Annotated in this window: 20 protein-coding genes and 4 tRNA genes; 22 read left to right on the top strand and 2 right to left on the bottom strand. The window is 60.0% G+C overall.

What is annotated here, in order from left to right; all coding sequences use genetic code 11:
• Window positions 1-61 precede the first annotated feature (61 nt).
• The 19 genes from asd to ACW9IR_RS05510 all read left to right on the top strand — a co-directional run bounded on the left by asd (window position 62) and on the right by ACW9IR_RS05510 (window position 21079).
• Window positions 62-1174 carry an aspartate-semialdehyde dehydrogenase gene (gene asd, locus ACW9IR_RS05600; RefSeq protein WP_008083209.1) on the top strand — a complete coding sequence of 371 codons (1113 nt, stop codon included), beginning with the start codon at window positions 62-64 and terminating at the stop codon, window positions 1172-1174.
• A gap of 276 nt (window positions 1175-1450) precedes the next feature.
• Window positions 1451-2461: an aspartate-semialdehyde dehydrogenase gene (locus ACW9IR_RS05595; RefSeq protein ID WP_102901236.1), complete on the top strand. Its 1011-nt coding sequence runs from the start codon at window positions 1451-1453 to the stop codon at window positions 2459-2461.
• 208 nt (window positions 2462-2669) lie between these two features.
• On the top strand, window positions 2670-5321 hold the full coding sequence (locus tag ACW9IR_RS05590; RefSeq protein WP_457462082.1) for a FimV/HubP family polar landmark protein: 2652 nt from the start codon (window positions 2670-2672) through the stop codon (window positions 5319-5321).
• 269 nt (window positions 5322-5590) lie between these two features.
• Window positions 5591-6415 (top strand): tRNA pseudouridine(38-40) synthase TruA, encoded by an 825-nt coding sequence (gene truA, locus ACW9IR_RS05585; protein WP_034152768.1) that lies wholly within the window; start codon window positions 5591-5593, stop codon window positions 6413-6415.
• 65 nt (window positions 6416-6480) lie between these two features.
• Complete coding sequence (locus ACW9IR_RS05580; RefSeq protein ID WP_102901234.1) at window positions 6481-7107, top strand: phosphoribosylanthranilate isomerase; 627 nt, start codon at window positions 6481-6483, stop codon at window positions 7105-7107.
• A gap of 204 nt (window positions 7108-7311) precedes the next feature.
• Complete coding sequence (gene accD, locus ACW9IR_RS05575) at window positions 7312-8232, top strand: acetyl-CoA carboxylase, carboxyltransferase subunit beta (protein WP_016984535.1); 921 nt, start codon at window positions 7312-7314, stop codon at window positions 8230-8232.
• Complete coding sequence (gene folC, locus ACW9IR_RS05570; protein ID WP_457462080.1) at window positions 8229-9536, top strand: bifunctional tetrahydrofolate synthase/dihydrofolate synthase; 1308 nt, start codon at window positions 8229-8231, stop codon at window positions 9534-9536. Before accD ends, folC begins: the two co-directional genes overlap by 4 nt.
• Window positions 9520-10176: an SPOR domain-containing protein gene (locus ACW9IR_RS05565; RefSeq protein ID WP_110719694.1), complete on the top strand. Its 657-nt coding sequence runs from the start codon at window positions 9520-9522 to the stop codon at window positions 10174-10176. The genes folC and ACW9IR_RS05565 overlap by 17 nt, the downstream gene beginning before the upstream one ends.
• A gap of 98 nt (window positions 10177-10274) precedes the next feature.
• On the top strand, window positions 10275-10835 hold the full coding sequence (locus tag ACW9IR_RS05560) for a CvpA family protein (RefSeq protein ID WP_039771589.1): 561 nt from the start codon (window positions 10275-10277) through the stop codon (window positions 10833-10835).
• 41 nt (window positions 10836-10876) lie between these two features.
• Window positions 10877-12382, top strand: a complete 1506-nt coding sequence (gene purF / locus ACW9IR_RS05555; RefSeq protein WP_016984539.1) for an amidophosphoribosyltransferase — start codon at window positions 10877-10879, stop codon at window positions 12380-12382.
• A gap of 73 nt (window positions 12383-12455) precedes the next feature.
• Window positions 12456-13667, top strand: a complete 1212-nt coding sequence (locus ACW9IR_RS05550) for an O-succinylhomoserine sulfhydrylase (RefSeq protein WP_102901231.1) — start codon at window positions 12456-12458, stop codon at window positions 13665-13667.
• Complete coding sequence (locus ACW9IR_RS05545; RefSeq protein WP_034152763.1) at window positions 13664-14440, top strand: SDR family oxidoreductase; 777 nt, start codon at window positions 13664-13666, stop codon at window positions 14438-14440. Before ACW9IR_RS05550 ends, ACW9IR_RS05545 begins: the two co-directional genes overlap by 4 nt.
• Before the next feature lie 183 nt (window positions 14441-14623).
• A tRNA-Val gene (locus ACW9IR_RS05540) sits at window positions 14624-14699 on the top strand.
• Between the two features lie 55 nt (window positions 14700-14754).
• Window positions 14755-14831, top strand: a tRNA-Asp gene (locus ACW9IR_RS05535).
• A 93-nt stretch (window positions 14832-14924) separates the two neighbouring features.
• Window positions 14925-15001: transfer RNA gene (locus ACW9IR_RS05530), tRNA-Asp, on the top strand.
• A 503-nt stretch (window positions 15002-15504) separates the two neighbouring features.
• Complete coding sequence (locus tag ACW9IR_RS05525; protein ID WP_457462077.1) at window positions 15505-18336, top strand: xanthine dehydrogenase family protein molybdopterin-binding subunit; 2832 nt, start codon at window positions 15505-15507, stop codon at window positions 18334-18336.
• The gene (locus ACW9IR_RS05520; protein ID WP_102901229.1) at window positions 18329-18868 is read left to right on the top strand and encodes a (2Fe-2S)-binding protein; all 540 of its coding nucleotides are present in this window, start codon (window positions 18329-18331) and stop codon (window positions 18866-18868) included. Before ACW9IR_RS05525 ends, ACW9IR_RS05520 begins: the two co-directional genes overlap by 8 nt.
• Before the next feature lie 2 nt (window positions 18869-18870).
• Window positions 18871-20106 carry a c-type cytochrome gene (locus ACW9IR_RS05515; protein ID WP_457462074.1) on the top strand — a complete coding sequence of 412 codons (1236 nt, stop codon included), beginning with the start codon at window positions 18871-18873 and terminating at the stop codon, window positions 20104-20106.
• 1 nt (window position 20107) lies between these two features.
• Window positions 20108-21079, top strand: coding sequence for an XdhC family protein (locus ACW9IR_RS05510; protein WP_457462072.1), 972 nt, complete (start codon window positions 20108-20110; stop codon window positions 21077-21079).
• Between the two features lie 47 nt (window positions 21080-21126).
• Here ACW9IR_RS05510 and ACW9IR_RS05505 read toward each other — a convergent pair whose 3' ends face one another.
• A complete protein-coding gene (locus tag ACW9IR_RS05505; protein ID WP_110719689.1) occupies window positions 21127-22410 on the bottom strand; it encodes an NAD(P)/FAD-dependent oxidoreductase in 1284 nt (427 codons plus the stop codon).
• 183 nt (window positions 22411-22593) lie between these two features.
• Here ACW9IR_RS05505 and ACW9IR_RS05500 point away from each other — a divergent pair.
• Both ACW9IR_RS05500 and ACW9IR_RS05495 read left to right on the top strand, forming a co-directional pair.
• Window positions 22594-22670: transfer RNA gene (locus ACW9IR_RS05500), tRNA-Val, on the top strand.
• A gap of 615 nt (window positions 22671-23285) precedes the next feature.
• Window positions 23286-23741: a DUF2214 family protein gene (locus ACW9IR_RS05495; RefSeq protein ID WP_102901225.1), complete on the top strand. Its 456-nt coding sequence runs from the start codon at window positions 23286-23288 to the stop codon at window positions 23739-23741.
• Between the two features lie 210 nt (window positions 23742-23951).
• Here ACW9IR_RS05495 and csrA read toward each other — a convergent pair whose 3' ends face one another.
• On the bottom strand, window positions 23952-24146 hold the full coding sequence (gene csrA, locus ACW9IR_RS05490) for a carbon storage regulator CsrA (RefSeq protein ID WP_003179932.1): 195 nt from the start codon (window positions 24144-24146) through the stop codon (window positions 23952-23954).
• A 250-nt stretch (window positions 24147-24396) separates the two neighbouring features.
• Here csrA and ACW9IR_RS05485 point away from each other — a divergent pair, with 250 nt between their 5' ends.
• A complete protein-coding gene (locus tag ACW9IR_RS05485) occupies window positions 24397-24765 on the top strand; it encodes a penicillin-binding protein activator LpoB (RefSeq protein WP_102901224.1) in 369 nt (122 codons plus the stop codon).
• Window positions 24766-24829: the final 64 nt, after the last annotated feature.

The following is a 24829-nucleotide window of genomic DNA, read 5'->3' as shown; positions in this document are numbered from 1 at the left end:
CGGGCCCGCTGCGAAATTCAATACAAAGCAGCGGCCCACTTTTCAAGAAGGTGTAGTTGCGATGAAACGTGTAGGTCTGATCGGTTGGCGCGGGATGGTCGGTTCCGTGCTCATGCAGCGGATGCTGGAAGAGCAGGATTTCGATCTAATCGAGCCGGTGTTTTTCACCACGTCCAACGTCGGTGGCCAAGGCCCGTCCGTGGGCAAGGACATTGCTCCGCTCAAGGATGCTTACAGCATTGACGAGCTGAAGACCCTCGACGTGATTCTGACCTGCCAGGGTGGCGACTACACCAGCGAAGTGTTCCCCAAGCTGCGCGAAGCCGGCTGGCAGGGTTACTGGATCGACGCGGCCTCGAGCCTGCGCATGAACGATGACGCGGTGATCATTCTCGATCCGGTCAACCGCAAGGTCATCGACCAGCAGCTCGACGCGGGCACCAAGAACTACATCGGCGGCAACTGCACCGTCAGCCTGATGCTGATGGGCCTGGGCGGTCTGTTCGAGGCCGGTCTGGTCGAGTGGATGAGCGCCATGACCTATCAGGCGGCCTCCGGTGCCGGCGCGCAGAACATGCGTGAACTGATCAAGCAAATGGGCGCGACCCACGCCGCGGTCGCCGATCAACTGGCCGATCCGGCCAGCGCGATCCTCGACATCGACCGTCGCGTGGCCGACGCCATGCGCAGCGAAGCGTACCCGACGGAAAACTTCGGCGTACCTTTGGCCGGCAGCCTGATCCCGTGGATCGACAAGGAACTGCCGAACGGCCAAAGCCGTGAAGAGTGGAAAGCTCAGGCCGAGACCAACAAGATCCTCGGCCGCTTCAAGAGCCCGATCCCGGTCGACGGCATCTGCGTGCGCATCGGTGCGATGCGTTGCCACAGCCAGGCGCTGACCATCAAGCTGAACAAAGACGTGCCGATCGCCGATATCGAAGGGCTGATCAGCCAGCACAACCCTTGGGTCAAGCTGGTGCCGAACAACCGCGATATCAGCATGCAGGAGCTGAGCCCGACCAAGGTCACCGGCACCCTGAATGTGCCGGTTGGCCGTCTGCGCAAGCTGAACATGGGCTCGCAGTTCCTCGGCGCGTTCACCGTTGGCGACCAACTGCTGTGGGGCGCGGCCGAACCGCTGCGTCGCATGCTGCGGATTTTGCTCGAGCGTTGATTGCTTGAAGCAATGAAAGAGCCCGTGCCTTGAAAGAGGTGCGGGTTTTTTTATGCCTGGGGTTTCTCGGGTGTTTGTACCGGCCTCATCGCTGGCAAGCCAGCTCCCACAGTGTTCAGTGTTGTACACAAGATTCATGCACAACACAGAAACCTGTGGGAGCTGGCTTGCCAGCGAAGGGGCCGGTGCAGGCGCGGCAAATCCCCGGCAGAAATTGCCTGTGCGCCAGTCACCCGGTAAAGTGCCGCTCCCCCCGTTTCGCCAGAGGCTCGCACCATGACCCAGACCCTAGATATTGCCGTGATCGGCGCCACCGGTACTGTCGGCGAAACCCTCGTACAGATTCTCGAAGAGCGCAGCTTCCCGGTTGCTAACCTGCACCTGTTGGCGAGCAGCGAATCCGCCGGCAGTTCGGTGCTGTTCCGCAACAAGAACGTACGCGTTCGCGAAGTCGACGAGTTCGATTTCAGCAAGGTCAAACTGGTGTTCTTCGCCGCAGGCCCGGCAATTACCCTGAGCTACGCCGCCCGTGCCCACGCCGCCGGTTGCTCGCTGATCGACTTGTCCGGCGCGCTGCCGGCCGATCAGGCGCCGCAAATCGTGCCGGAAGCCAACGCCGAAGTGCTCGCCGGTCTGAAGGCGCCGTTCCAGGTCAGCAGTCCAAGCCCGTCGGCCACTTCGCTGGCCGTGGTGCTGGCGCCACTGCTCGAACTGGTCGATCTGCAATACCTCAATGTCACTGCCAATCTGGCCGTTTCCGCTCAGGGTCGTGAGGCCGTGACCGAGCTGGCGCGGCAGACCGCCGAATTGCTGAATATGCGCCCATTGGAACCGACTTTCTTCGATCGGCAGATGGCCTTCAACCTGCTGGCGCAGGTCGGCACGCCCGACGCGCAGGGCCATACGCTGCTGGAAAAACGCCTGGTACGTGAGCTGCGCCAGGTGCTGGCACAGCCTTTATTAAAGATTTCCGCAACTTGCGTTCAAGCCCCGGTGTTTTTTGGCGATAGCTTTAGCGTGACCTTGCAGTCAACGTCGGCTGTCGACCTGGCAAAAGTCAACGCTGCACTCGAAGATGCGCCGGGTATCGAGCTGGTCGAGGCCGGCGATTATCCGACCGCAGTCGGTGACGCGGTGGGGCAGGATGTTGTTTATGTCGGTCGCGTGCGCAGTGGTGTCGACGACCCGGCGGAACTAAATCTGTGGCTGACGTCAGATAACGTACGCAAAGGCGCGGCCCTTAACGCTGTGCAGGTGGCTGAGTTGTTGATAAAAGACCTGCTGTAAAAGATACTTGGCAACAATTTGTCGACTGATTCTAGGTGAGCGCTATGCTTGCCCAGATCGCTTGATAACGTGTCACCCTCCGGGACATTCCGGGGCATCAAAGAAATGATCGCGCGCGACATCTGTCGTCGTCGCGCGCAATGCCTTACGGCAGCGACAATCAATATCTTCTCGCTGGCCGAGGAACGTTCAAACAAAGGATGAGGCTATGGTTCAAGTTCGCAAACTGGTGTTAGCAATAGCGGCCGCCTCGGCGCTGTCCTCCGGTATGGCGCATGCCCTCGGGCTCGGGGAGCTGACCCTGAAGTCGACCCTGAACCAGCCGCTGGTGGCCGAGATCGAGCTGCTCGACGTCAAGGATCTCACCGCTGCCGAAGTGGTGCCGAGCCTGGCTTCACCCGAAGATTTTGCCAAGGCCGGCGTCGATCGCCAGGCCTTCCTCAACGATCTGACCTTCACTCCGGTGCTCAACGCCAGCGGCAAAAGCGTGCTGCGCGTCACCTCGAGCAAGCCGTTGTCGGAACCGATGGTCAAATTCCTCGTGCAGGTGATGTGGCCGAACGGCCGTCTGCTGCGCGACTACAGCGTGCTGCTCGATCCTTCGAAATTCTCGCCACAGACCGCTGATGCCGCCGCACAACCGGTGCCGTCGCAGACCATTGCTGCGCCCACCACTGGCGCTACGCACTCGACGCAATACACCACCACGCCGCGCGACACCTTGTGGGAAATCGCCGCGAAGGCGCGCAATGGTGGCTCGGTGCAGCAGACCATGCTGGCTATTCAGGCACTGAATCCGGATGCGTTCATTGGCGGCAACATCAACCGTCTGAAAACCGGTCAGGTGCTACGTCTGCCGGATTCGGTGCAAAGCACTGCATTGCCGCAGTCAAAAGCGATTGCCGAGGTCGCGGCGCAGAACGAAGCGTGGCGCACGGGCCGTCGCTATGTGGCCAAGCCCGGCACCGGTCAGCAACAACTTGATGCGACCAACCGTGGTCGCGGCAATACCGCTGGCGCACAGAACGCCCAGGACAATCTGAGCCTGGTCTCCGCCGAAAATGCCAAGGCGCGCGGCAAAGGTCCGGCAGGTGACGCCCAAGCCTTGAGCAACAAGCTTGCGGTCACTCAGGAAAACCTCGACACGACCCGTCGTGACAACGAGGAACTGAAAAGCCGCATGTCCGATCTGCAAAGTCAGATGGACAAGCTGCAAAAGCTCATCGAGCTGAAGAACAATCAACTGGCGAAACTGCAGGCTGAAGGGGCGGGCGCTGCGCCGGCCGCGAATGGCGCAGTCGCACCAGTTCCGGCGATCACTGCTGAGCTGGCAGCCACACCGCCGGCTACTCCTGCAGAAGCAGCGCCGACGCCAGAATCCGCCATTGCGCCACCCGCCGAGACGCCGGTTGAGCCAGTGGTTGAGCCGGTTGTCGAAACCAAGCCTGCCGCCGATGATGAAAAGACCTTCAACGAGCTGCTGACCAATCCGATCCTGCTGGGTCTGGTCGGTGGTGGCGCCGTCGTTCTGCTGCTTCTGCTGTTGCTGCTGGCGCGTCGCCGCAAAGCCCAGCAGGAAGCCGAAAAACACATGCGCATGGCCCGTGCTCTGTCGGAAGAGCAAGAGTTCTCCGCCGAACAGGATCTGCCGGAAAGCAGCTTCGAAGGCCTGGAAACTCCGGCGGCAAGCGTCAAACTCAACACCCCGGCGCCTGCTCCTGCTCCAGTTGTGGCTCCGGTAGTGGCGCCAATCGTGATGGCTGAGCCGATTGCCGCGCCGCTGGTGGCACCGGCCGCCGAGCGTTCCGATGACGTGCTCGACAAGGCGCAATCGCACATCAACGCCGGTCGCCTGAATCAGGCTGCCGCTCTGCTTGAAGAGGGCGTCAGCCTGGAGCCGCAGCGCAGTGATCTGCGTCTGAAGCTGATGGAAGTCTACGGTCAGCAGGGCGATCGCGATGCGTTCGTCGGTCAGGAGCGTCAACTGGTGGCCAATGGCGACAACTTCGCCAAGGTCGAAGAGCTGAAAAGCCGCTTCCCGGCCATGGCCGTCGTGGCTGCTACGGGTCTGGCCGCTGCTGCCGTGGCTGCCGAACTGGACGCGCAATACGTCAAGGAGCTGCTGCTGGATGAGCCAGAAGCACCTGCGCCGACGCCAGTGGAAGATGATCTGGACAGCGCGTTTGATCTGAGTCTGGACGATCTCGACAACATCACCCCGGTCGAGCCTGCGCCAGTGGTTGAGCCTGAAGCCCCGGTCGAGCTGGACGAATTCCCGTCTGACGACGACCTGAGCTTTGAATCGGTGCTGCAACAGCAGACCGAGATCAAGGAGAACCTGGACGACCTGTCGGACTTCGACCTGGATATGGACCTGGGGGCCGAGCCGGCGCCTGCGGTTGATCTGGCGGACGATGACTTCCTGCTGGATCTGGACGAAGGCGTGAAGGATCTGCCTCCGGTCGAGGCGCCGGTGGTGGCTGACGTGCCACAGGATGATCTGGAGCTGCCGGCCGATTTCGACCTGTCGCTGGCCGACGAAATGGACAGCAATCCTGCGGCGGAACCCGATGCGTTCGCGGCCGAGCTGGATGACGTCAACGCCGAGCTGGATCGCCTGTCGCAGAGCATTGCCGAGCCGACCTTCACCGAAGCCGATGCGGCAATCGGTGGTGATCTGGGTGAAGACGATTTCGACTTCCTCGCCGGCACCGATGAAGCCGCGACCAAGCTTGATCTGGCCCAGGCCTACATCGATATGGGCGACAGCGACGGTGCGCGCGACATCCTCAACGAAGTGTTGACCGAGGGTGACGAGAAGCAGCGTGGCGAAGCCAAGGACATGCTGTCGAGCTTGTAGTAAGTCCAGCGATAAACGAAAGCGGCAGCCCATTGAGGCTGCCGTTTTTGTTTGGGCGGGATTCAGTGGTGTCTGAAGGATTGCTATCGCGAGCAGGCTCACTCCTACATTTGGAATGCGTTCCCCTGTAGGAGTGAGCCTGCTCGCGATAGGGCCAGAACTGCCAATAGAGAGTTCTGGCATCCCTGAACCACAGCCTTATAATGCCCGCCTTTGCACAAACAGCAGGCTGTCCCACCTTGGCAAACATAGATAACCCGGTCGCCGAAATGGCCCCCGACGGCTTTTACCGCGTCGCGCTGGGCGTTGAGTACAAAGGCTCGCGCTACAGCGGCTGGCAGCGTCAGTTGACGGGTGTGGCGACGGTGCAGGAAGAGCTGGAAAAAGCCCTGTCGAAAGTCGCCAACTCACCGGTTTCGCTACAGTGCGCCGGGCGCACCGACGCGGGCGTGCATGCCTGCGGGCAAGTGGTGCATTTCGATACAACCGTCGATCGTTCGCTGAAAGCCTGGGTCATGGGCGCCAATATCAATCTGCCCCATGACATCAGCGTCAGTTGGGCGCGGGTGATGCCGGCGCATTTTCACGCGCGCTTCAAAGCCATCGCCCGGCGTTACCGCTACGTGATCTACAACGATCAGATCCGTCCGGCGCATCTCAACGAAGAAATCACTTGGAACCACCGCCCGCTGGACGTCGAGCGTATGGCCGAGGCCGCGCAATACCTGATTGGCACTCACGATTTCAGTGCCTTCCGCGCCGGCCAGTGCCAGGCCAAATCACCGATCAAGAAGATGCATCACCTGCGCGTGACCCGTCACGGCAAGATGATCGTGCTCGACATCCGCGCTAATGCATTTCTGCATCACATGGTGCGCAATATCGCCGGTGTGCTGATGACCATCGGTGCCGGTGAGCGTCCGGTGGAGTGGATGAAGGAAGTGCTGGAAAGCCGCGAGCGCCGTTCCGGCGGCGTTACAGCTCATCCGTACGGCCTGTATCTGGTGCAGGTCGAGTACCACGACGAATTCCCGTTGCCCGAGCGTTTTATCGGGCCACATTTCCTTACGGGTTTCTCCGAACTTGACGGCTGACGCCCTCGAACGCTTTTGTTACCATCCGGGACTTTCCCGGTTTCTGCCTCGGAGTTTTTCTCGATATGTCAGCCGTTCGCAGCAAGATCTGCGGGATTACCCGCATAGAAGATGCGCTGGCCGCCGTTGAGGCCGGGGCGGATGCGATCGGGTTCGTGTTCTACGCCAAGAGCCCGCGGGCGGTGACCGTGCAGCAGGCGCGGGCGATCATCAAGGCGTTGCCGCCATTTGTCACCACTGTGGGTCTGTTCGTTAACGCCAGCCGCTGCGAGTTGGGGGAAATCCTCGATGCCGTGCCGCTGGATCTGCTGCAGTTCCATGGCGATGAAGTCGCTGAAGACTGCGAAGGCTGGCATCGTCCGTATATCAAGGCGCTGCGGGTCAAGGCTGGCGACGATATTGCGGCAGCGGTTGATGCCTATCCAAGCGCCAGTGGCGTGCTGCTCGACACCTACGTCGAGGGCGTGCCCGGCGGAACCGGTGAGGCCTTCGACTGGTCATTGATTCCGCAGGGTTTGAGCAAGCCGTTGATTCTGGCCGGCGGCCTGACCCCTGAGAACGTCGCCGACGCCGTGGCCCGGGTAAAACCCTACGCGGTAGACGTCAGCGGTGGGGTAGAGGCGAGCAAGGGCATCAAGGATCACGCAAAGATTCACGCGTTCATCAAAGCGGTACGCAAAGCGCCATATTGATGTGACGGCTGGCAGTCTGCCGCCGTCCATCAATGCACTTGCACAAAGCAGGCGCGGCTGAGGGTTTCTGGATCGCACGCAGGTCATGTTTCGCGCTGACCGTGGCGTTCCACCAATCATCGCCACACACATGAATTTAGCTCAAGGGCATACGCGGGGCTGCGAACCAGAGCGTTCGGGCCGCCGGTACTGGAGAAAGAAAGCATGAGCAACTGGTTAGTAGACAAACTGATCCCTTCGATCATGCGTTCCGAGGTCAAGAAGAGCTCGGTGCCTGAAGGTCTGTGGCACAAATGCCCGTCTTGCGAGGCGGTGCTGTATCGTCCAGAGCTGGAAAAGACCCTGGACGTTTGCCCCAAGTGCAACCATCACATGCGCATCGGCGCACGTGCGCGCATCGACATCTTCCTCGATGCCGAAGGTCGCAACGAACTGGGCGCCGATCTGGAGCCGGTTGACCGCCTGAAATTCCGCGACGGCAAGAAGTACAAGGATCGCCTGACCGCTGCCCAGAAGCAGACTGGCGAAAAAGACGCGCTGATCTCCGTCAGCGGCACTTTGCTGGGCATGCCGGTAGTGGTTTCGGCGTTCGAATTCAGCTTCATGGGCGGTTCGATGGGCGCCATCGTTGGTGAACGCTTCGTGCGCGCCGCCAACTATGCGCTGGAAAACCGCTGCCCGATGATCTGCTTCGCCGCCTCCGGTGGTGCGCGCATGCAGGAAGCGCTGATCTCGCTGATGCAGATGGCCAAGACCTCGGCTGTGCTGGCGCGTCTGCGTGAAGAGGGCATTCCATTCATCTCCGTACTGACCGACCCGGTCTACGGTGGTGTTTCCGCGAGTCTGGCGATGCTTGGCGACGTCATTGTCGGTGAGCCGAAAGCCCTGATCGGCTTTGCCGGTCCGCGCGTTATCGAGCAAACCGTGCGTGAAAAACTGCCGGAAGGTTTCCAGCGCAGCGAATTCCTGCTGGAGCACGGTGCGATCGACATGATCATCCACCGTCAGGAACTGCGCCCGCGTCTGGGTAACCTGCTGGCACAAATGACTGGCAAGCCGACGCCGAAATTCGTCGCCGCGCCAATCGAGCCGATCGTGGTTCCACCGGTACCTGCTGGCCTATGACCGAGCGCACCCTTGGCGAATGGCTCGCCTACCTTGAGCAGTTGCATCCGTCGGCCATCGACATGGGCCTGGAGCGTTCACAACAGGTAGCGTCCCGCATGGGGCTGGGCCAGCCGGCGCCTCGGGTGATCACGGTCACCGGCACCAACGGCAAGGGTTCGACCTGCGCTTTCGTGGCTTCATTGCTGCGCGCGCAGGGTCTGAGCGTTGGTGTCTACAATTCTCCGCACCTGCTGCGTTACAACGAGCGGGTGCAGCTCAATGGCGTCGAAGCCACTGACGCGCAGCTGTGTGAAGCCTTCGCTGCGGTCGAGGCCGGGCGCGGCGACACTTCCCTGACCTACTTCGAAATGGGCACCCTCGCGGCGTTCTGGCTGTTTCAGCAGGCCGGGCTCGATGCGGTGGTGCTGGAAGTCGGGCTGGGCGGGCGTCTGGATACGGTCAATGTGGTTGATGCCGATATCGCGCTGGTCACCAGCATTGGTGTCGATCATGCCGATTATCTCGGTGATACCCGTGAATCCGTGGCTTTCGAGAAGGCCGGAATTTTCCGCCAGGGCAAGCCTGCCTTGTGCGGCGATCTGAATCCTCCGCAACCGCTGCTCGACAAGGCGCGTGAACTGGCCTGTCCGTTCTTCCTGCGTGGGCGTGACTTCGACCTCGGCATTACCGATCAGCACTGGCAATGGCGCGGCACCGATGCGCAAGGCAAGGTTGTCGAGTTGCGTGACTTGCCGTTGCTCGATCTGCCAATGGAAAACGCCGCGCTGGCGTTGCAGGCGTATCTGCTGCTCGGTTTGCCGTGGAATGCGCGGCGGATCGTCGCAGCGTTGCAGGCCACTCGCGTGGTCGGGCGGCTGGATCGCCGCTCGTTCGAGTGGAACGGCAAGCGTCTGAATCTGTTGCTGGATGTTGGCCACAACCCGCATGCTGCCGAGTATCTGGCCCGTCGTCTGGCCTCGCGTCCACCGGTCGGCAAGCGACTGGCGGTGTTTGGTCTGCTGGCGGACAAGGATCTGGATGGTGTTGTCAGCGAATTGAATGCTAGTGTCGAGCATTGGGCCGTTGCACCGCTGGATTCGCCGCGCGCACGTCCAGTGGCTGAATTAAACGCTGCATTGCAGAACCTTGGCGCTGCGGTCACGTCTTACGACAGTGTCGCCGCCGCTCTGGAAGGGCAGTGCGCAGTGGCTACAAGCGACGACGAGATTCTGTTGTTCGGATCATTTTATTGTGTCGCCGAGGCCCTTGAATGGCTGGCCCGGCGCTCCACGGAGGAAGCGGCAAATGGCTTTGCTGGATAAAGCGTACAAGCAGCGCATGGTTGGCGCTCTGGTGCTGGTTGCGCTGGCGGTGATCTTCCTGCCGATGCTGTTTTCCCGTCAGGATGAACAGCGTCAGGTGACCGTTGAGGCGCCGGCGTCTCCGCAGGCGCCTGCCATGCCGCAGATTCAGATGGAAACGGTTGCAGTGCCTGAACCGCAAGCCTTGCCGCAAGAACCTGTGCCAACGGACGAAGAAGTCGCCGAAGACACGGCGCCTGCTGCGCCCGTTGCACCGGCACCGGCAGCAACAGCGCCCATTATGATCACCAAGCCTGCTGCGCCGCCCGCGGTGGCCAAGCCGATTCCTGCGCCTGCCCAGCCGATTACCTCGGCATCGAGCAAGCCTGACACCACGCAAAGCCGTGTCGATGCCAATGGTCTGTCGGTGAGCTGGTCGGTGCAACTGGCCAGCCTGTCGAGCCGCGCCAGTGCCGAAAGCCTGCAAAAAAACCTGCGCAGCCAAGGCTACAACGCCTACATCCGTTCAGCCGATGGCAAGAATCGAGTGTTCGTCGGGCCGCTGATCGAGCGTGCCGAAGCCGATCGGCTGCGTGATCTGTTGGGGCGTCAGCAGAACCTCAAGGGGTTTGTCGTGCGCTTCCAGCCTGAGCGCGGCTAAAAACTATCGCGCCGATTGAAATGCACTGACAATCGCAGCTTACCGAGAGGCATGCGCTCTGCTAAAATGCGCCGCCTTATCCGTCTGTAGGCTGCACTGTGCCATTTACCTGGGTTGACTGGGCGATCGTTGCAATCATCGCCATCTCCGCTTTGATCAGTTTGAGCCGCGGCTTCGTCAAGGAAGCATTATCGCTGGTGACCTGGATCATCGCAGGAGCCGTCGCCTGGATGTTCGGTGGCTCACTGTCCGAGTACCTCGCCGGATACATCGAAACCCCATCGGCTCGCGTGATCGCGGGCTGTGCCATCATGTTTGTCGCCACACTGATCGTGGGCGCAATGATCAATTATCTTATCGGCGAGTTGGTACGCGTCACCGGGTTGTCCGGGACCGATCGATTCCTCGGCATGGCCTTCGGCGCTGCGCGTGGCGTGTTGCTGGTGGTCGTGGCGGTCGGGCTGTTGAGCCTGGGGCCGGTACAGCAGGACGGGTGGTGGAAAGAATCACAGCTCGTACCAAAGTTTCTATTGGTCGCCGACTGGTCCAAAAACCTGATACTCGGGTGGAGCAGTCAGTGGCTTGCCAGCGGAATCAGCGTACCCGCTGATATTCCGTTCAAGGAGCAACTCTTGCCGTCGGCGAAAACGCCTCAGTGAGTGTTGTTCAGTTCAGATCCATTAAGTAGGGGTTGCGTCGCATGTGTGGCATCGTCGGTATCGTCGGTAAGTCGAACGTCAATCAGGCGCTGTATGACGCGCTAACCGTGCTCCAGCACCGCGGCCAGGACGCTGCCGGTATCGTGACCAGCCATGATGGCCGGTTGTTCCTGCGCAAGGACAATGGCCTGGTGCGTGACGTGTTTCAACAGCGTCACATGCAGCGTCTGGTCGGCCACATGGGTATCGGCCACGTCCGTTACCCGACCGCGGGCAGCTCGACGTCGGCCGAAGCTCAGCCGTTCTACGTCAACTCGCCTTACGGCATTACGCTGGCGCACAACGGTAACCTGACCAACGTTGAGCAGTTGGCCAAAGAGATCTACGAATCCGATCTGCGTCACGTCAACACCAGTTCCGACTCGGAAGTGCTGCTCAACGTGTTCGCGCATGAGCTGGCCCAGCGCGGCAAGCTGCAACCGACCGAAGAAGACGTGTTTGCCGCCGTGACCGACGTGCACAACCGTTGCGTCGGCGGCTACGCCGTTGTGGCGATGGTCACCGGTTATGGCATCGTCGGCTTCCGTGATCCGCACGGCATCCGCCCGATCGTGTTCGGCCAGCGTCACACTGACGAAGGCGTCGAGTACATGATCGCCTCCGAAAGCGTTTCGCTGGACGTGCTCGGTTTCACCCTGATTCGCGACCTGGCACCGGGCGAAGCGGTCTACATCACTGAAGACGGCAAGCTGCACACCCGTCAGTGCGCGACCAACCCGTCCCTGACTCCATGCATTTTCGAGCACGTCTACCTGGCGCGTCCGGATTCGATCATCGACGGCGTGTCGGTCTACAAGGCCCGTCTGCGCATGGGCGAGAAGCTCGCCGAGAAGATCCTGCGCGAGCGTCCAGAGCACGACATCGACGTGGTGATCCCGATTCCGGACACCAGCCGTACCGCGGCGCTCGAACTGGCCAACCACCTGGGCGTGAAATTCCGCGAAGGTTTCGTCAAGAACCGTTACATCGGCCGTACGTTCATCATGCCGGGCCAAGCGGCGCGCAAGAAGTCGGTACGCCAGAAGCTCAACGCCATCGAGCTGGAATTCCGCGGCAAGAACGTGATGCTGGTCGACGACTCGATCGTGCGTGGCACCACGTGCAAGCAGATCATCCAGATGGCCCGCGAAGCCGGCGCGAAAAACGTCTACTTCTGCTCGGCAGCCCCAGCGGTACGCTTCCCGAACGTGTATGGCATCGACATGCCAAGCGCCCACGAACTGATCGCACACAACCGTTCGACTCAGGACGTGGCGGATCTGATCGGTGCTGACTGGCTGATCTATCAGGACCTGCCTGACTTGATCGAAGCGGTCGGTGGCGGCAAGATCAAGATCGAGAACTTCGATTGCGCGGTGTTCGACGGCAAGTACGTCACCGGCGACGTCGATGAGGCTTACCTGGACAAGATCGAACAGGCCCGCAACGATGCCTCGAAGGTCAAGACCCAGGCGGTCAGTGCGATCATCGATCTGTACAACAACTGAGTTTCTACCGGCCCTGAGGGGCCGGTTTTGTATCTGACTTTCAATTTTCGAGAACAGGGCAAGGAGTGACAGCATGAGTCAGGAATGGGATGCCGGTCGGCTGGACAGCGACCTCGAAGGCGTAGCGTTCGATACCCTGGCCGTACGTGCCGGTCAGCACCGTACGCCGGAAGGCGAGCACGGTGATCCGATGTTCTTCACCTCCAGCTACGTGTTCCGCACGGCTGCCGACGCCGCCGCGCGGTTTGCCGGGGAAGTGCCGGGCAACGTTTACTCGCGTTACACCAACCCGACCGTACGCGCGTTCGAAGAACGCATTGCCGCGCTGGAAAGCGCCGAGCAAGCCGTTGCGACCGCAACCGGCATGGCGGCGATCATGGCGGTGGTGATGAGTCTGTGCAGCGCCGGCGATCATGTGCTGGTTTCGCGCAGCGTATTCGGCTCGACCATCAGCCTGTTCGAGAAGTACTTCAAGCGTTTCGGCGTGGAAGTCGATTACGTTCCGTTGGCCGATCTGTCGGCGTGGGATGCGGCGATCAAGCCCAACACCAAGTTGCTCTTTGTCGAATCGCCTTCCAATCCATTGGCTGAGCTGGTCGATATCACCGCACTGGCGGAAATCGCGCACGCCAAAGGCGCGATGCTGGTAGTCGACAACTGCTTCTGCACACCGGCGTTGCAACAGCCGCTGAAAATGGGCGCAGACATCGTCGTGCACTCGGCGACCAAATTCATCGACGGCCAAGGCCGTTGCATGGGCGGTGTGGTGGCCGGTCGCAGCGAGCAGATGAAAGAAGTCGTCGGCTTCCTGCGCACCGCCGGGCCGACCTTGAGCCCGTTCAATGCGTGGATCTTCCTCAAAGGTCTGGAAACCCTGAATCTGCGAATGAAGGCGCACTGCGCGAACGCTCAGGAACTGGCCGAATGGCTGGAGCAGCAGGACGGCATCGAGAAGGTGCATTACGCCGGTCTGAAGAGCCATCCGCAGCACGAACTGGCCCAGCGTCAGCAGAAGGGCTTCGGCGCGGTCGTAAGCTTTGAAGTCAAGGGCGGCAAAGAGGGCGCCTGGCGCTTTATCGATGCCACCCGGTTGATTTCGATCACTGCCAACCTCGGTGACAGCAAAACCACCATCACGCACCCGAGCACTACGTCTCACGGCCGTCTGGCGCCGCAGGAGCGGGAAGCGGCGGGCATTCGTGACAGTCTGATTCGCATCGCGGTCGGTCTGGAAGATGTCGCGGATCTGCAAGCCGATCTGGCGCGCGGTCTGGCAGCGTTGTGATCGAGTTGTCGACCCCGAAAGCCGGTACCCATGGCCGCGTTGCGCTGGTCACAGGGGCCGCGCGCGGTATCGGTCTGGGGATTGCGGCGTGGCTGATCAGCGAAGGCTGGCAAGTGGTGCTGACGGATCTGGATCGTGCGCGCGGTTCGAAAGTGGCGAAAGTCCTGGGCGAAAACGCCTGGTTTATCGCCATGGACGTCGCCGATGAGGGCCAGGTTGCGCTCGGTGTTGCTGAAGTGCTGGGGCAGTTTGGTCGTCTCGATGCGCTGGTGTGCAACGCGGCGGTGGCTGATCCGCACAACATCACGCTCGAAAGTCTCGACCTGGCTTACTGGAATCGCGTGCTGGCGGTGAATCTCAGTGGGCCGATGTTGTTGGCCAAACACTGTGCGCCGTACCTGCGCGCGCACAACGGCTCCATCGTCAATCTGGCCTCGACCCGAGCACGGCAGTCGGAGGCGGACTCCGAGGCGTACGCGGCGAGCAAGGGTGGCTTGCTTGCGCTGACGCATGCGCTGGCGATCAGTCTGGGTCCGGAGATTCGTGTCAACGCGGTCAGTCCGGGCTGGATTGATGCGCGGGATCCTTCTGCGCGCCGAGCAGAGCCTTTGGCCGATGCCGATCATGCTCAGCATCCGGCGGGCAGGGTAGGGACGGTTGAAGACGTAGCGGCGATGGTCGCCTGGTTGCTGTCGAGGAATGCCGGGTTTGTCACCGGGCAGGAATTCGTCGTCGATGGTGGTATGACGAAAAAGATGATTTACGAGCAGTGAGAGGCAGCTGCAAGCGTCGAGCTGCAAGTTGAAGCGAGATCACGGTGTGTCTGCTTTAGATGTTTATGCTTTTGCTTGCAGCTTGAGACTTGCCGCTAAAAACTGTTTTTGAAAAAAACTTCAATCCTGCTATTGACTTAGGTTCGCTACCTGCGTAAATTTCGCGGCCTCGGAGATGCAAACGGGTGATTAGCTCAGCTGGGAGAGCGTCTGCCTTACAAGCAGAATGTCGGCGGTTCGATCCCGTCATCACCCACCACTCCCGAGATACTTGCGTAAGCAAGAACGTAGGCTGAAAGTGCCTGCACCGACGCGCAGCGGTAGTTCAGTCGGTTAGAATACCGGCCTGTCACGCCGGGGGTCGCGGGTTCGAGTCCCGTCCGCTGCGCCATATTTTACGAATCAGGCTTGTCTGGTTCGCGATTGCAAAGCACCGAAGCTTGCAGTCAAAACGAGTTACTTGAGCGCAAGCTCAAAGCGATACGCAGCGGTAGTTCAGTCGGTTAGAATACCGGCCTGTCACGCCGGGGGTCGCGGGTTCGAGTCCCGTCCGCTGCGCCATATCTGCTACAAGGACCACTGAACGCCTTGAAGCACCGAAAGCAACCCTTGGTTGATTCGGAATCGATAGCAAAGACCCTGGTCGAAAGACCGGGGTTTTTTGTGTCTGAAATTTGGCTTTTCCGCTTTTTTCTTCTATCCCCTCCATCCTGTGCCCTACACAAATCCCTGTGGGAGCGAGCTTGCTCGCGAAGGCGTCGGCACATTCAAAATTTGCATCGGCTGGCACAACGCTTTCGCGAGCAAGCTCGCTCCCACATGGGCATGCCCAATTATCTCTGCGGTCTAGATGCGGTACCACGTCGCATTGATTTTTTGATTCTTTAGTCAAATTTTTGTAACTGGTTGTTTGCTGCGAGCGCAGAAACCTTTAAAGTTAACCTTTCGGTCAGCTTTGCACTGTCAACACGCCCTTTGTTTCGCCAAAGAGGGCTTCTGCAAGACTCGAGATTCCCCAGTAGATAACCAGAAGGGCGGACACATAACCGCCCAGAGGATGATCCATGTCCAACCGTGATATATCCCGGCGCTCGTTCCTCCAGGGCGGGCTGGTGGCGGGTGTGAGCGTCACGCTCACGCCGCTCAGCAGTCAGGCGCTGGCTGCCTTGATGGAAAACAGCGTCACCGTGCCGTCCGAGAAATGGCTCGGCAACAACGGCAAGGCGCGTCAGCGTAACGACGCACTGTCCAAGGTCTGCGGCAGCAAAGTCTTTGCCCGCGACATCCGCTCCAAGGACATGCCGGGCTGGCCTGAACAGCAAGGCCACGCCATGCTGCTGAAAACCATCAAGGCTGATCGCATCTACGCCGGTTACGACCTGTCGTGGCTCGGCGCCGATTTGCAGCCGGACCGCATCGTCACCGCCGCGGATCTGGACAAGGACGGCATCGTCTTCCCGGAAGAGCACGCGCCGGATCCACTGCTGCCAGAAGGCAAAGTGCCGATGTTCATCGGTCACCCGGTGGCGATCCTGATCTGGAATGACTTCGAGCGTTTCCGTCAGGCCAAGAACAAACTCAAATTCAATGACAAGGCGATTCGTTACGGTGCCCAAGTGCCGTTCTACGAAGGCGACCCCTACGGCAGCTTCCGCTATGTGCGCGTTGGCGGCGCGACCTCGGCTGATGAAGATGAGTTCGCCAGCCTGAAGGACTCGATCCTGTTCCCGATGCTGAAGAACCGTCGTCCGGTGTGGAATTCCCAGCCGAACCTGCACGGCAACCTGACCGAGCGCGGCCTGTTCTACGCCGACCGCATGAAGCAAGAGATCGATACGCCGCCGGACAACTGGCTGGTATTCGACGAGCGCTACAAGACCCCGTCGATCGAGCCGGCCGCAATGGAGCCGGACAACGGCAATGGCTGGTATGACCCGAAGATCAAGACCCTGCATTTCGTGGTGGCGACCCAGTGTCCGCTGGAAGCAGCGACCGAGACCGCGAAAATGATCGCGCCGTCGCGCTTCGGCCTCGACAATCTGAACATGCACCCGGGTTACACCGTCGGTTACGGTTCCAAAGATCACAACATCTTCGTCTACTACGCAGCTCTTGCCGCGTTGTACGGCGCCGGTGTGCCAGTGCGCTTGGCCAACGACCGCTATGAGCAGTTTCAGAGCGGCATCAAGCGTCACCCGTTCGACATCCGCTACCAGTTGGCCGTGGACAAGAACGACTACACCTTCAAGATTTTCCGCGCCGAAATGAGCGTCGACGGTGGTGGCCGAATCAACTACAGCCCATCCGTAGCGGCAGTGGGCGCCACGGCGGCGCAGTCGATCTACTACATGCCGCAGAACGACCTGCAAGTCACCGCCTACCACTCGCGTGGCGTTGAGGCCGGTTCGATGCGCGGTTACGGCACCCTGCAAAGCATGGCGGCGACCGAAATGATGGTCGACGAAATCGCCAATCGCCTTGGTGTCGATGCCATCGACCTCCGTCGCAAGAACGCCCTGCGCTCGGGCATGAAAAACACCCAGGGCGCGATCCCCGCCGGTGCCTTGCGCCTGCACGAGATCCTCGACAAGGCCTCGGTGCACGAAGTCTGGAAAAACCGTGACGCGATCAAGAAACAGCGCGAAGCCGCAGACCCGGATAACTGGTACGGCGTCGGTTTCGCCATCTGCCAGAAAGACTTCGGCACCGGTTCCGAAGCGCCGATGGCAAGTATCGAATTCACTGCCGACGGTCGCATCACCCTGCGCCACATCGGTATCGAAATCGGCACCGGCATGTCCACCTCGCAAGCCCTGGTCGTGGCCGATTTCCTCGGCAGCCCGGCGCACGAAGTGAAGACCGGCGAAACCGAATGGAAGGAAATGCAGCTGATCACCAGCGGCAACCCTTACATCATGAGCCAGACCGAGCAGGACAACCTGCTGCGCAATCCGCGCTGGGTCGGCAAGTTGGCTTCGGCTTCGTCCGCGACCAACTCGGCTTACTACTTCAGTCACGCTACCCGTGAAGCGGCACGCGTGCTGTTCAACAACGGTTTGTGGCCGGCGGCCATGGAAATCTGGCGTCAGGGTCCTTACGGCGGTCAAGCCAACCCTTACGTCGTGCGTCGCGAAGATGCGCACTGGGTCGACGGCAAGCTCACCGCCAACGGCATGCAGCCGTTGACCTTCGAAGAGCTGGCCAAACACGCTCACGAGCGTGGTCTGGTGACTGGCGCCACCGTTCACGCGTTCAACCGCTGGAGCTGGGCCGAAGCCGAATACAGCATCGACGGCGTGCGCGAGCGTCTGCCGCTCGATGGTCTCGCCGTGAAATACGGTGACGGCGCGCCGAAAGCCAAGAAAGCGTTGATGACCACGTCTGGTTTCCATCTCTTGGATCGCCAGAACATCAATTACCCGGTTGTGCAGTTGAACAACGCTGCCGTGACTTACTACAGCCCGGTCGCGACGCTGGTCGAACTGAAGGTCAACAAGGGTTCTGCTGAAGTCGAAGTGCTCAACCACCATTCGTGGGTCGAGTGCGGCCGTGTGTTGGTCGAAGAACTGGTCAAGGGCCAGCTCGAAGGCGGTATCGCCATGGGCATCGGTCACGCCTTGATGGAAGAAATGCCGCTGTACGAAGGTGGGCCGGGGGAGGGTGACTGGAACTTCAACCGTTACCGTCTGCCGATGGCACGTCACGTTGCCGTGTGGAAGCAGACGTCGGAGATTCTGCCGGCACTGTCGCCAAGTGATCCGTCGAAAGGCATCGCCGAAGTGGTGATGATCCCGATTGTCGGTGCCATCGGTAACGCCGTGGCGCACGCCATCGGTAAACGTGTTCGCGATCTGCCCATCACTGCTACGCGCATCAAGGAGGCCCTCAATGGCTAACCGTCCGCTTCAACTGACCCTCAACGGTCAATCCGTCGGCCCGGTGGACATCCCTGATGACCTGCCGATGATCGACTACCTGCACGAATACAAAAACCTCACCGGTTCGCGTCTGGGCTGCGGCCAAGGCATCTGCCACGCCTGCGTGGTGATCGTCGACAACCCGGACGGCACTAGCGAGGAAGTGCGCACCTGCATCACCGGCGCACATTACTTCGAAGGCAAGAAAGTCCGCACCATCGAATCCCACGCCAAGCGTGACGAGTCGGGCCAAGTCACCGAACTGAACCCGATCCAGCAGCGCTTCGTCGATGAGTTCGCGTTCCAGTGCAGCTACTGCGCGCCGGGCTTCGTCAACGCCGCGACCGTGCTGGTCGAGAAGTTGCAGCGCCAGCCGATCGTGCAGAGCAAGCTCGAACAAGTCATCGAGGACAGCCTCGGCCACCACGTCTGCCGTTGCACCGGGTACGTGCGTTATTACAACGCCACCCGCAACGTGCTGACCGATCTCGGCCTGGTCAAGGAGGGTTAAGCATGAAGCTTTTTCTGACCCGCCTGAGCCTGGCGGTCGGCCTCGCCGCGCCGGTGTTGTTTGCCCACGCCGATGATCAGGTCAAGCGCGGCGAATACCTCGCCCGCGCCGCTGACTGCATGGCCTGCCACACGGCAGCGGGTGGCGCACCATTTGCTGGTGGCCTGCCGATTGTGTCGCCGTTCGGCACGATCTACGGCACCAACATCACCCCGAGCAAGGAGCACGGTATCGGTTTGTACAACGATGACGAGTTCTTTGCTGCGCTGACCGAAGGCAAGCGTCGCGATGGTGCGAACCTGTATCCGGCGATGCCGTACACCTCGTATCACCTGATGCCGCGTGAAGATTCGGATGCGATCCATGCGTACCTGAAAACCATCGAGCCGATCGAGCGTGCAGCCCCGGTCACCAGCCTGAGCTTTCCGTTCAACGTGCGTCCGGGCCTGATCGGCTGGAACATGATGTACGGCAAAGCCCTGAAACTGGAGCCAGCCGAAGGCAAAAGCGAAGCCTGGAAGCACGGCCAGTACATGGTCGAAGTCCTTGGTCACTGCGGCGAATGCCACACCCCGCGCGGTCTGCCGGGTGCGATGCAGCTGGATAAACGCCTCACCGGCGGCATCCTCAATGGTTATCTGGCGCCGAGCCTGCTGGCCACCGATCTGGCCGCTCGCGGCTGGAACGAGCAGGATCTGGCCACGTTCCTCAAGCACGGCATGAGTGCGCAGGGGACGATGTTCAACGAGATGTTTCCGGTGTTTCACAACAGCACCCAAGGCCTGAGCGATGCGGACCTGGCGGCGATGGCGACGTTCCTGCTCGGCGATAAACCGCCGGCAGCCAAAGCCCTCGTCGAAGTGCCAGTCGAGAAACTCAGCGCCAGCGCCCAGCGCGGCCAGCAGGAATACCTGAACGTCTGCGCCGGTTGCCATGCGGTCGGTGGCGAAGGCAAACCACACATCGCGGTGGCCATGCGCGGCAACACCACGTTGCGCCTCGAAGATCCACGCAACCTGTTGCGCGTGATCGAGGATGGGATCGGCGAGCAAAAGTTCTCCGGTTTCGAGCGCATGCAACCGATGCCGGGCTTCGCTGGCAAGCTCAGTCCTGAACAGCTGACCGATCTGCTCAACTACCTGCGTCAAGGTTGGGGTGGTCAATCCGCTGAGTTGGCCGTGAGTGAAGTGCAGAAGCTGCAAGCCGACGCACCGTCCATCGAGCACAAGGCGCACTGACATGCAGCATCTCGATCTACAAGTGGTGCGGCGAGCGCTGAAGTGGTCGGTGGCGGGGCAGCGCATCTGGCTCTGCACCGTGCTGACTACCTACGGTTCGGCACCGCGTGCGCCGGGTTCGCTGCTGGCGGTGAGCGATGGCGGACAGTGGATCGGCTCGCTGTCCGGCGGTTGCGTCGAGGAAGATTTCCTAGAGCGCGTCGCCGAAGGTGCGTTTATCGACGCGGTCAACGTCGTGCGTTACGGCGAAGGCGACGATCCGCGCTCGCGGGTCAGCCTGCCTTGTGGCGGCATTCTTGATGTGCTGGTAGAGAAATTTGACGCTGACTGCGAGGTGCAGGCGCATCTGCGTGAATTGGAGTCGGCGCTGCTCGGTCAGCGCCGCTTGATTCGCGAGGTTGATCTGGCCAGTGGTGCGCGCAGTCTGTTCGCTGATCGCGAGCAGGGTGCGCGGATCGAGCGCGAGATTGATCGGGTACGGATTCGCGTTGGTGCGGCGCAGCGTTTATTGCTCGCTGGGTATTCCAGTGTGGCGCAGGCGTGTGCCGAGTTTGCTGTCGGCCTCGGGTTTGAGGTGATTCTCTGTGATCCGCGCGATGAGGTGCTTGAAGGCGTGGTGCTGGATGGCGTGGAGATTCGTCGGCAATTGCCGTCGGTGTTTATTGCTGACGGTGGTTGTCATCGTGATACGGCGGTCGTAGCGCTCACTCACGATCCGCGCATCGACGACCTGGCGATGATGGAAGCGGTGCGCACCGAGGCGTTTTACATCGGCGTGATGGGCTCGCAGCAGACTTCGCAGAGGCGCTTTGAGCGGTTACGTCGGATTGGCGGCTTGGGCGAGGCTGAGCTGGCGCGGATTCATGCGCCGATCGGGCTTAACCTCGGCAGCAAGACACCGGCGGAAATTGCCTTGGCAGTGTTGGCGGATATCTTGCGCATCCGTAGCGGGATTGCTCGGGATCAGCTCTGAAGCCGTTCAGTGTTGAATAAAAAGGGCCGCTGTTCAGCGGCCCTTTTTTACATCCCGAATTTGTCGCGCAAGCCGTAATACCAGGCACCTAACGCAGCAAATGGCGTACGCAGCAGCTGTCCGCCGGGGAACGGGTAGTGCGGCAAGTCGGCAAACGCATCGAAGCGCTCAGCCTGACCGCGCAGCGCCTCAGCCAGCACCTTGCCTGCCAGATGCGTGTAAGTCACACCGTGGCCGCTGCAACCCTGCGAGTAATAGATGTTGTCGCCCAAACGCCCGACCTGCGGCAAGCGCGACAGGGTCAGCAGGAAGTTGCCAGTCCAGGCGTAATCAATTTTCACGTCCTTGAGCTGCGGGAATGCCTTGAGCATTTTCGGACGGATGATCGCTTCGATGTTCGCCGGATCGCGTGCGCCATACACCACGCCACCGCCGAAGATCAGGCGCTTGTCACCCGTGAGACGGTAGTAGTCGAGCAGGTAATTGCAGTCTTCAACGCAGTAATCCTGTGGCAGCAAAGCTTTCGCCAGATCATCGCCCAGCGGTTCGGTGGTGATCACTTGCGTGCCGCATGGCATCGATTTGGCCGCCAGTTCCGGTACCAGGTTGCCGAGATAGGCATTGCCGGCGACGATGATGAACTTGGTCCTGACCTTGCCTTGCGGTGTATGCACCACCGGGCTGGAGCCGCGCTCGATACGTACGGCGGGTGATTGTTCATAGATAGTGCCGCCAAGGGACTCGACCGCTGCCGCTTCGCCGAGCGCGAGGTTCAGCGGGTGGATGTGCCCGCCGCTCATATCAAGCATGCCGCCGACATACTGATCGCAGGCAACGACTTCGCGGATACGGCGTTGATCGAGCAGTTCCAGTTGCGTATGACCAAACCGCTCCCAGAGGTGCTTCTGCGATTCCAGATGGCTCATCTGCTTGGCCGTCAGCGCGGCGAACACGCCGCCGTCCTTCAGGTCGCACTGGATGTTGTACTTGGCCACGCGCTCGCGAATGATCCGGCCGCCCTCGAACGCCATCTGCCCGAGCAGTTGCGCCTGCTTCGGCCCAACGCTGCGCTCGATCACGTCGATGTCGCGGCTATAGCTGTTAACGATCTGCCCGCCATTGCGCCCTGAAGCGCCGAAGCCGACCTTGGCCGCTTCCAGCACGGTGACGCGAAAACCGTTTTCCAGCAGAAACAGGGCAGAGGACAATCCGGTATACCCGGCGCCGATCACACAGACGTCCGTCTCCACATCATCCTGCAAGGCAGGGCGAGGCGGTACGGCGTTGGCCGACGCAGCGTAATAGGACTCTGGGTAAAGGGTGTTCGCCATCCTGCAGCCTCTGTTTAATATATTTTACGAGTGCGTCGATCCTACCCGAGTTGAAAAACCTCCGCCAGCCACCGGAAAATCTTCGTCGACGAGCCGAAATTAAATATTTTGCATATTCATAGGGTTAGGTGAAAAAAAGGTGTTGACACCCCTCCGGAATTCCGTAGAATGCCGCCTCACAGCAGGCACGTAGCTCAGTTGGTTAGAGCACCACCTTGACATGGTGGGGGTCGTTGGTTCGAGTCCAATCGCGCCTACCAAACAAAATCCGCTCTGCTGGGCGGTCTAGAAGGGCTCACCGAAAGGTGGGCCCTTTTTTGTTGTCTGCGATTTGTAATGCTTTTGCGAACCCTCCTTAGGGCGCCAGCTGGACTTCGCGTTTAGTCGATCTCAGGGCATTCGAAATTCCATGCGAGGCCTGTTGATTCACTGCGAGGCGTACTTCACCGTTTTGCGGTCCTTGCTGAATGGCGTGCGCAAGTCTTCGTCGTGCGCCCGCCTGCGATCGAATTTCTGCATCGTCGGGTCAGGCAGTGGGCTGGCGATTCACCGCTCGTCGCCAGCGTCCTTTGAAAAAGTGTGGATATTGAACAGGTTACGAGTGTTACTAACCAGCCGGTTATCAAAAAAACGTTGTTACTGTTCGTGGAATTAAGTAACATCCGCCCCGCGTTCACCACCACGGTTTATGCATTTTTAAATCCCAAGCTTCCATCAGCTGCTTGGGATTTTTTTTGCCTGCGATTTGCCTCAACTGGCTGAAATCTCTCCTTTCGCTCTCTCCTGAAAGCCTGGCGACACCCCGCAGGCAAATCCTTGTTTTTTCAACTACTACTGACTGGCCGATTTTCAACTCTTTCTGATGGGGTGTATCGATGCTGGTTCACTGGTTTCTAGCAGCTATTCATCTACTGGCTTTTGCCCTGGGCTTTTGGGCGGTTCTGACGCGAGGAACGGCATTCAGTCGCCTCGCTGCTGGTGCAGGTGAGACCAAGCGCGTTTTGCTGGCCGATAACCTATGGGGTATCTCTGCGTTGATTCTGCTGGTGACAGGCGGGATGCGGGCTTTTGCCGGCTTTGAAAAGGGCACTGACTATTATCTCCATCAGCCGCTGTTTCATCTGAAGATGACGTTGTTTGTGCTGATTCTGATTGTAGAGCTCGCCCCGATGATCACGTTGATCAAGTGGCGGATCGCGTCCGCACGCGATGCAGCAATCGATACCGGGCGCGCCAAGCTGTACGCGCGAATCAGTCATGTCGAGGCGTTGTTGCTGGTACTGATGATGGTGGCGGCCACGGGCATGGCGCGTGGCGTGACATTCAGTTAGAGGGCGAATTCTCTGCGCTCTATCGGAAACGTCCGACAGCCAGCCAGGGGGATGGCAGGTAGTATCCGGCAGCAAGAGGGGATGCGTGAAAGGGGGGAGTGTGTCAGGCGCCGTGCCCAGCGGAGTGGGGAGCGGATAGCAAAACGGCGCGTGAATCTCTAGCCAGTCATTCCACAGGGTAAACGGACTGGCTACTGACTGCGATTTGGCTCAGGGAGTTTGTGGCTTGTCCGGGGCGGTCAGGCCAGCCTGAATGCGCTGGTAAATCTCTTCACGGTGCACTGCAACGTTTTTCGGAGCGTTGATGCCAATGCGGACCTGTTGGCCGCTTACGCCCAGAATGGTGATAGTGATGTCATCACCGATGTTTATGCTTTCACCGACTTTGCGGGTGAGTATCAGCATGGTCTTCTCCTTGATTGCTTTGTAGGGCACCTGATTCAGACAGTGCAGAGGTCGGTGGTACGTATAGATTAGTGCGAAGTCTCACGGTTTGGGTGCCTCTTTCTGACGCGCAGAAGCGGCATTAATTCCCAGGGCGTAACTATACAGAGGCTGCAACCATCAATCTCGTTGTTTTGTGCCCATTTTGCGGGCCTCGCGAAGTATTTATGAATGATAAGATCGCGGCTTTGAGAATTTCGAGGAAAGCGTTGTGCGCAAATTGGTTTGGTTGGTCGCGGCACTGGTATTGACTGGGTGTGGTGAAGGCAAGAATGCAGACGCAGCAAAACCACAATCGGCTGTAGTGACGGCGCCGGCTGCGCCCGCTGCACCACAATGGGATCTCGAAGTGCGCGGCGAAACCCCGCAGGCTGTCAGCGACCTTAGCGGCTGGTTGATCGAGCACGCTTTCGTACCTACGGTGATCAAGGACAGCAGTGGCAAAGCACGAATTCTGATTGGTCCTTTCAACTCGCAAGCCGAAGCTGAAGCCCGAAAAGTACAAGTGGATGCTGCTCTGGTGAAAGCCAAGAAGCAGAATATTGAATCGGTGGTGATCGAGCACCCGCTCACGCCGTAAGCGCTGCGTTTCAGCGGAGCAACCTAAAGGACCTCGGATGTGGCTCGTCTTATACGAGTCAGTC

The organism is Pseudomonas sp. SDT291_1_S447 (assembly GCF_054070155.1).
The sequence above is the reverse complement of the archived record's forward strand: the minus strand, read 5'-3'. Positions and strand labels throughout refer to the sequence as shown.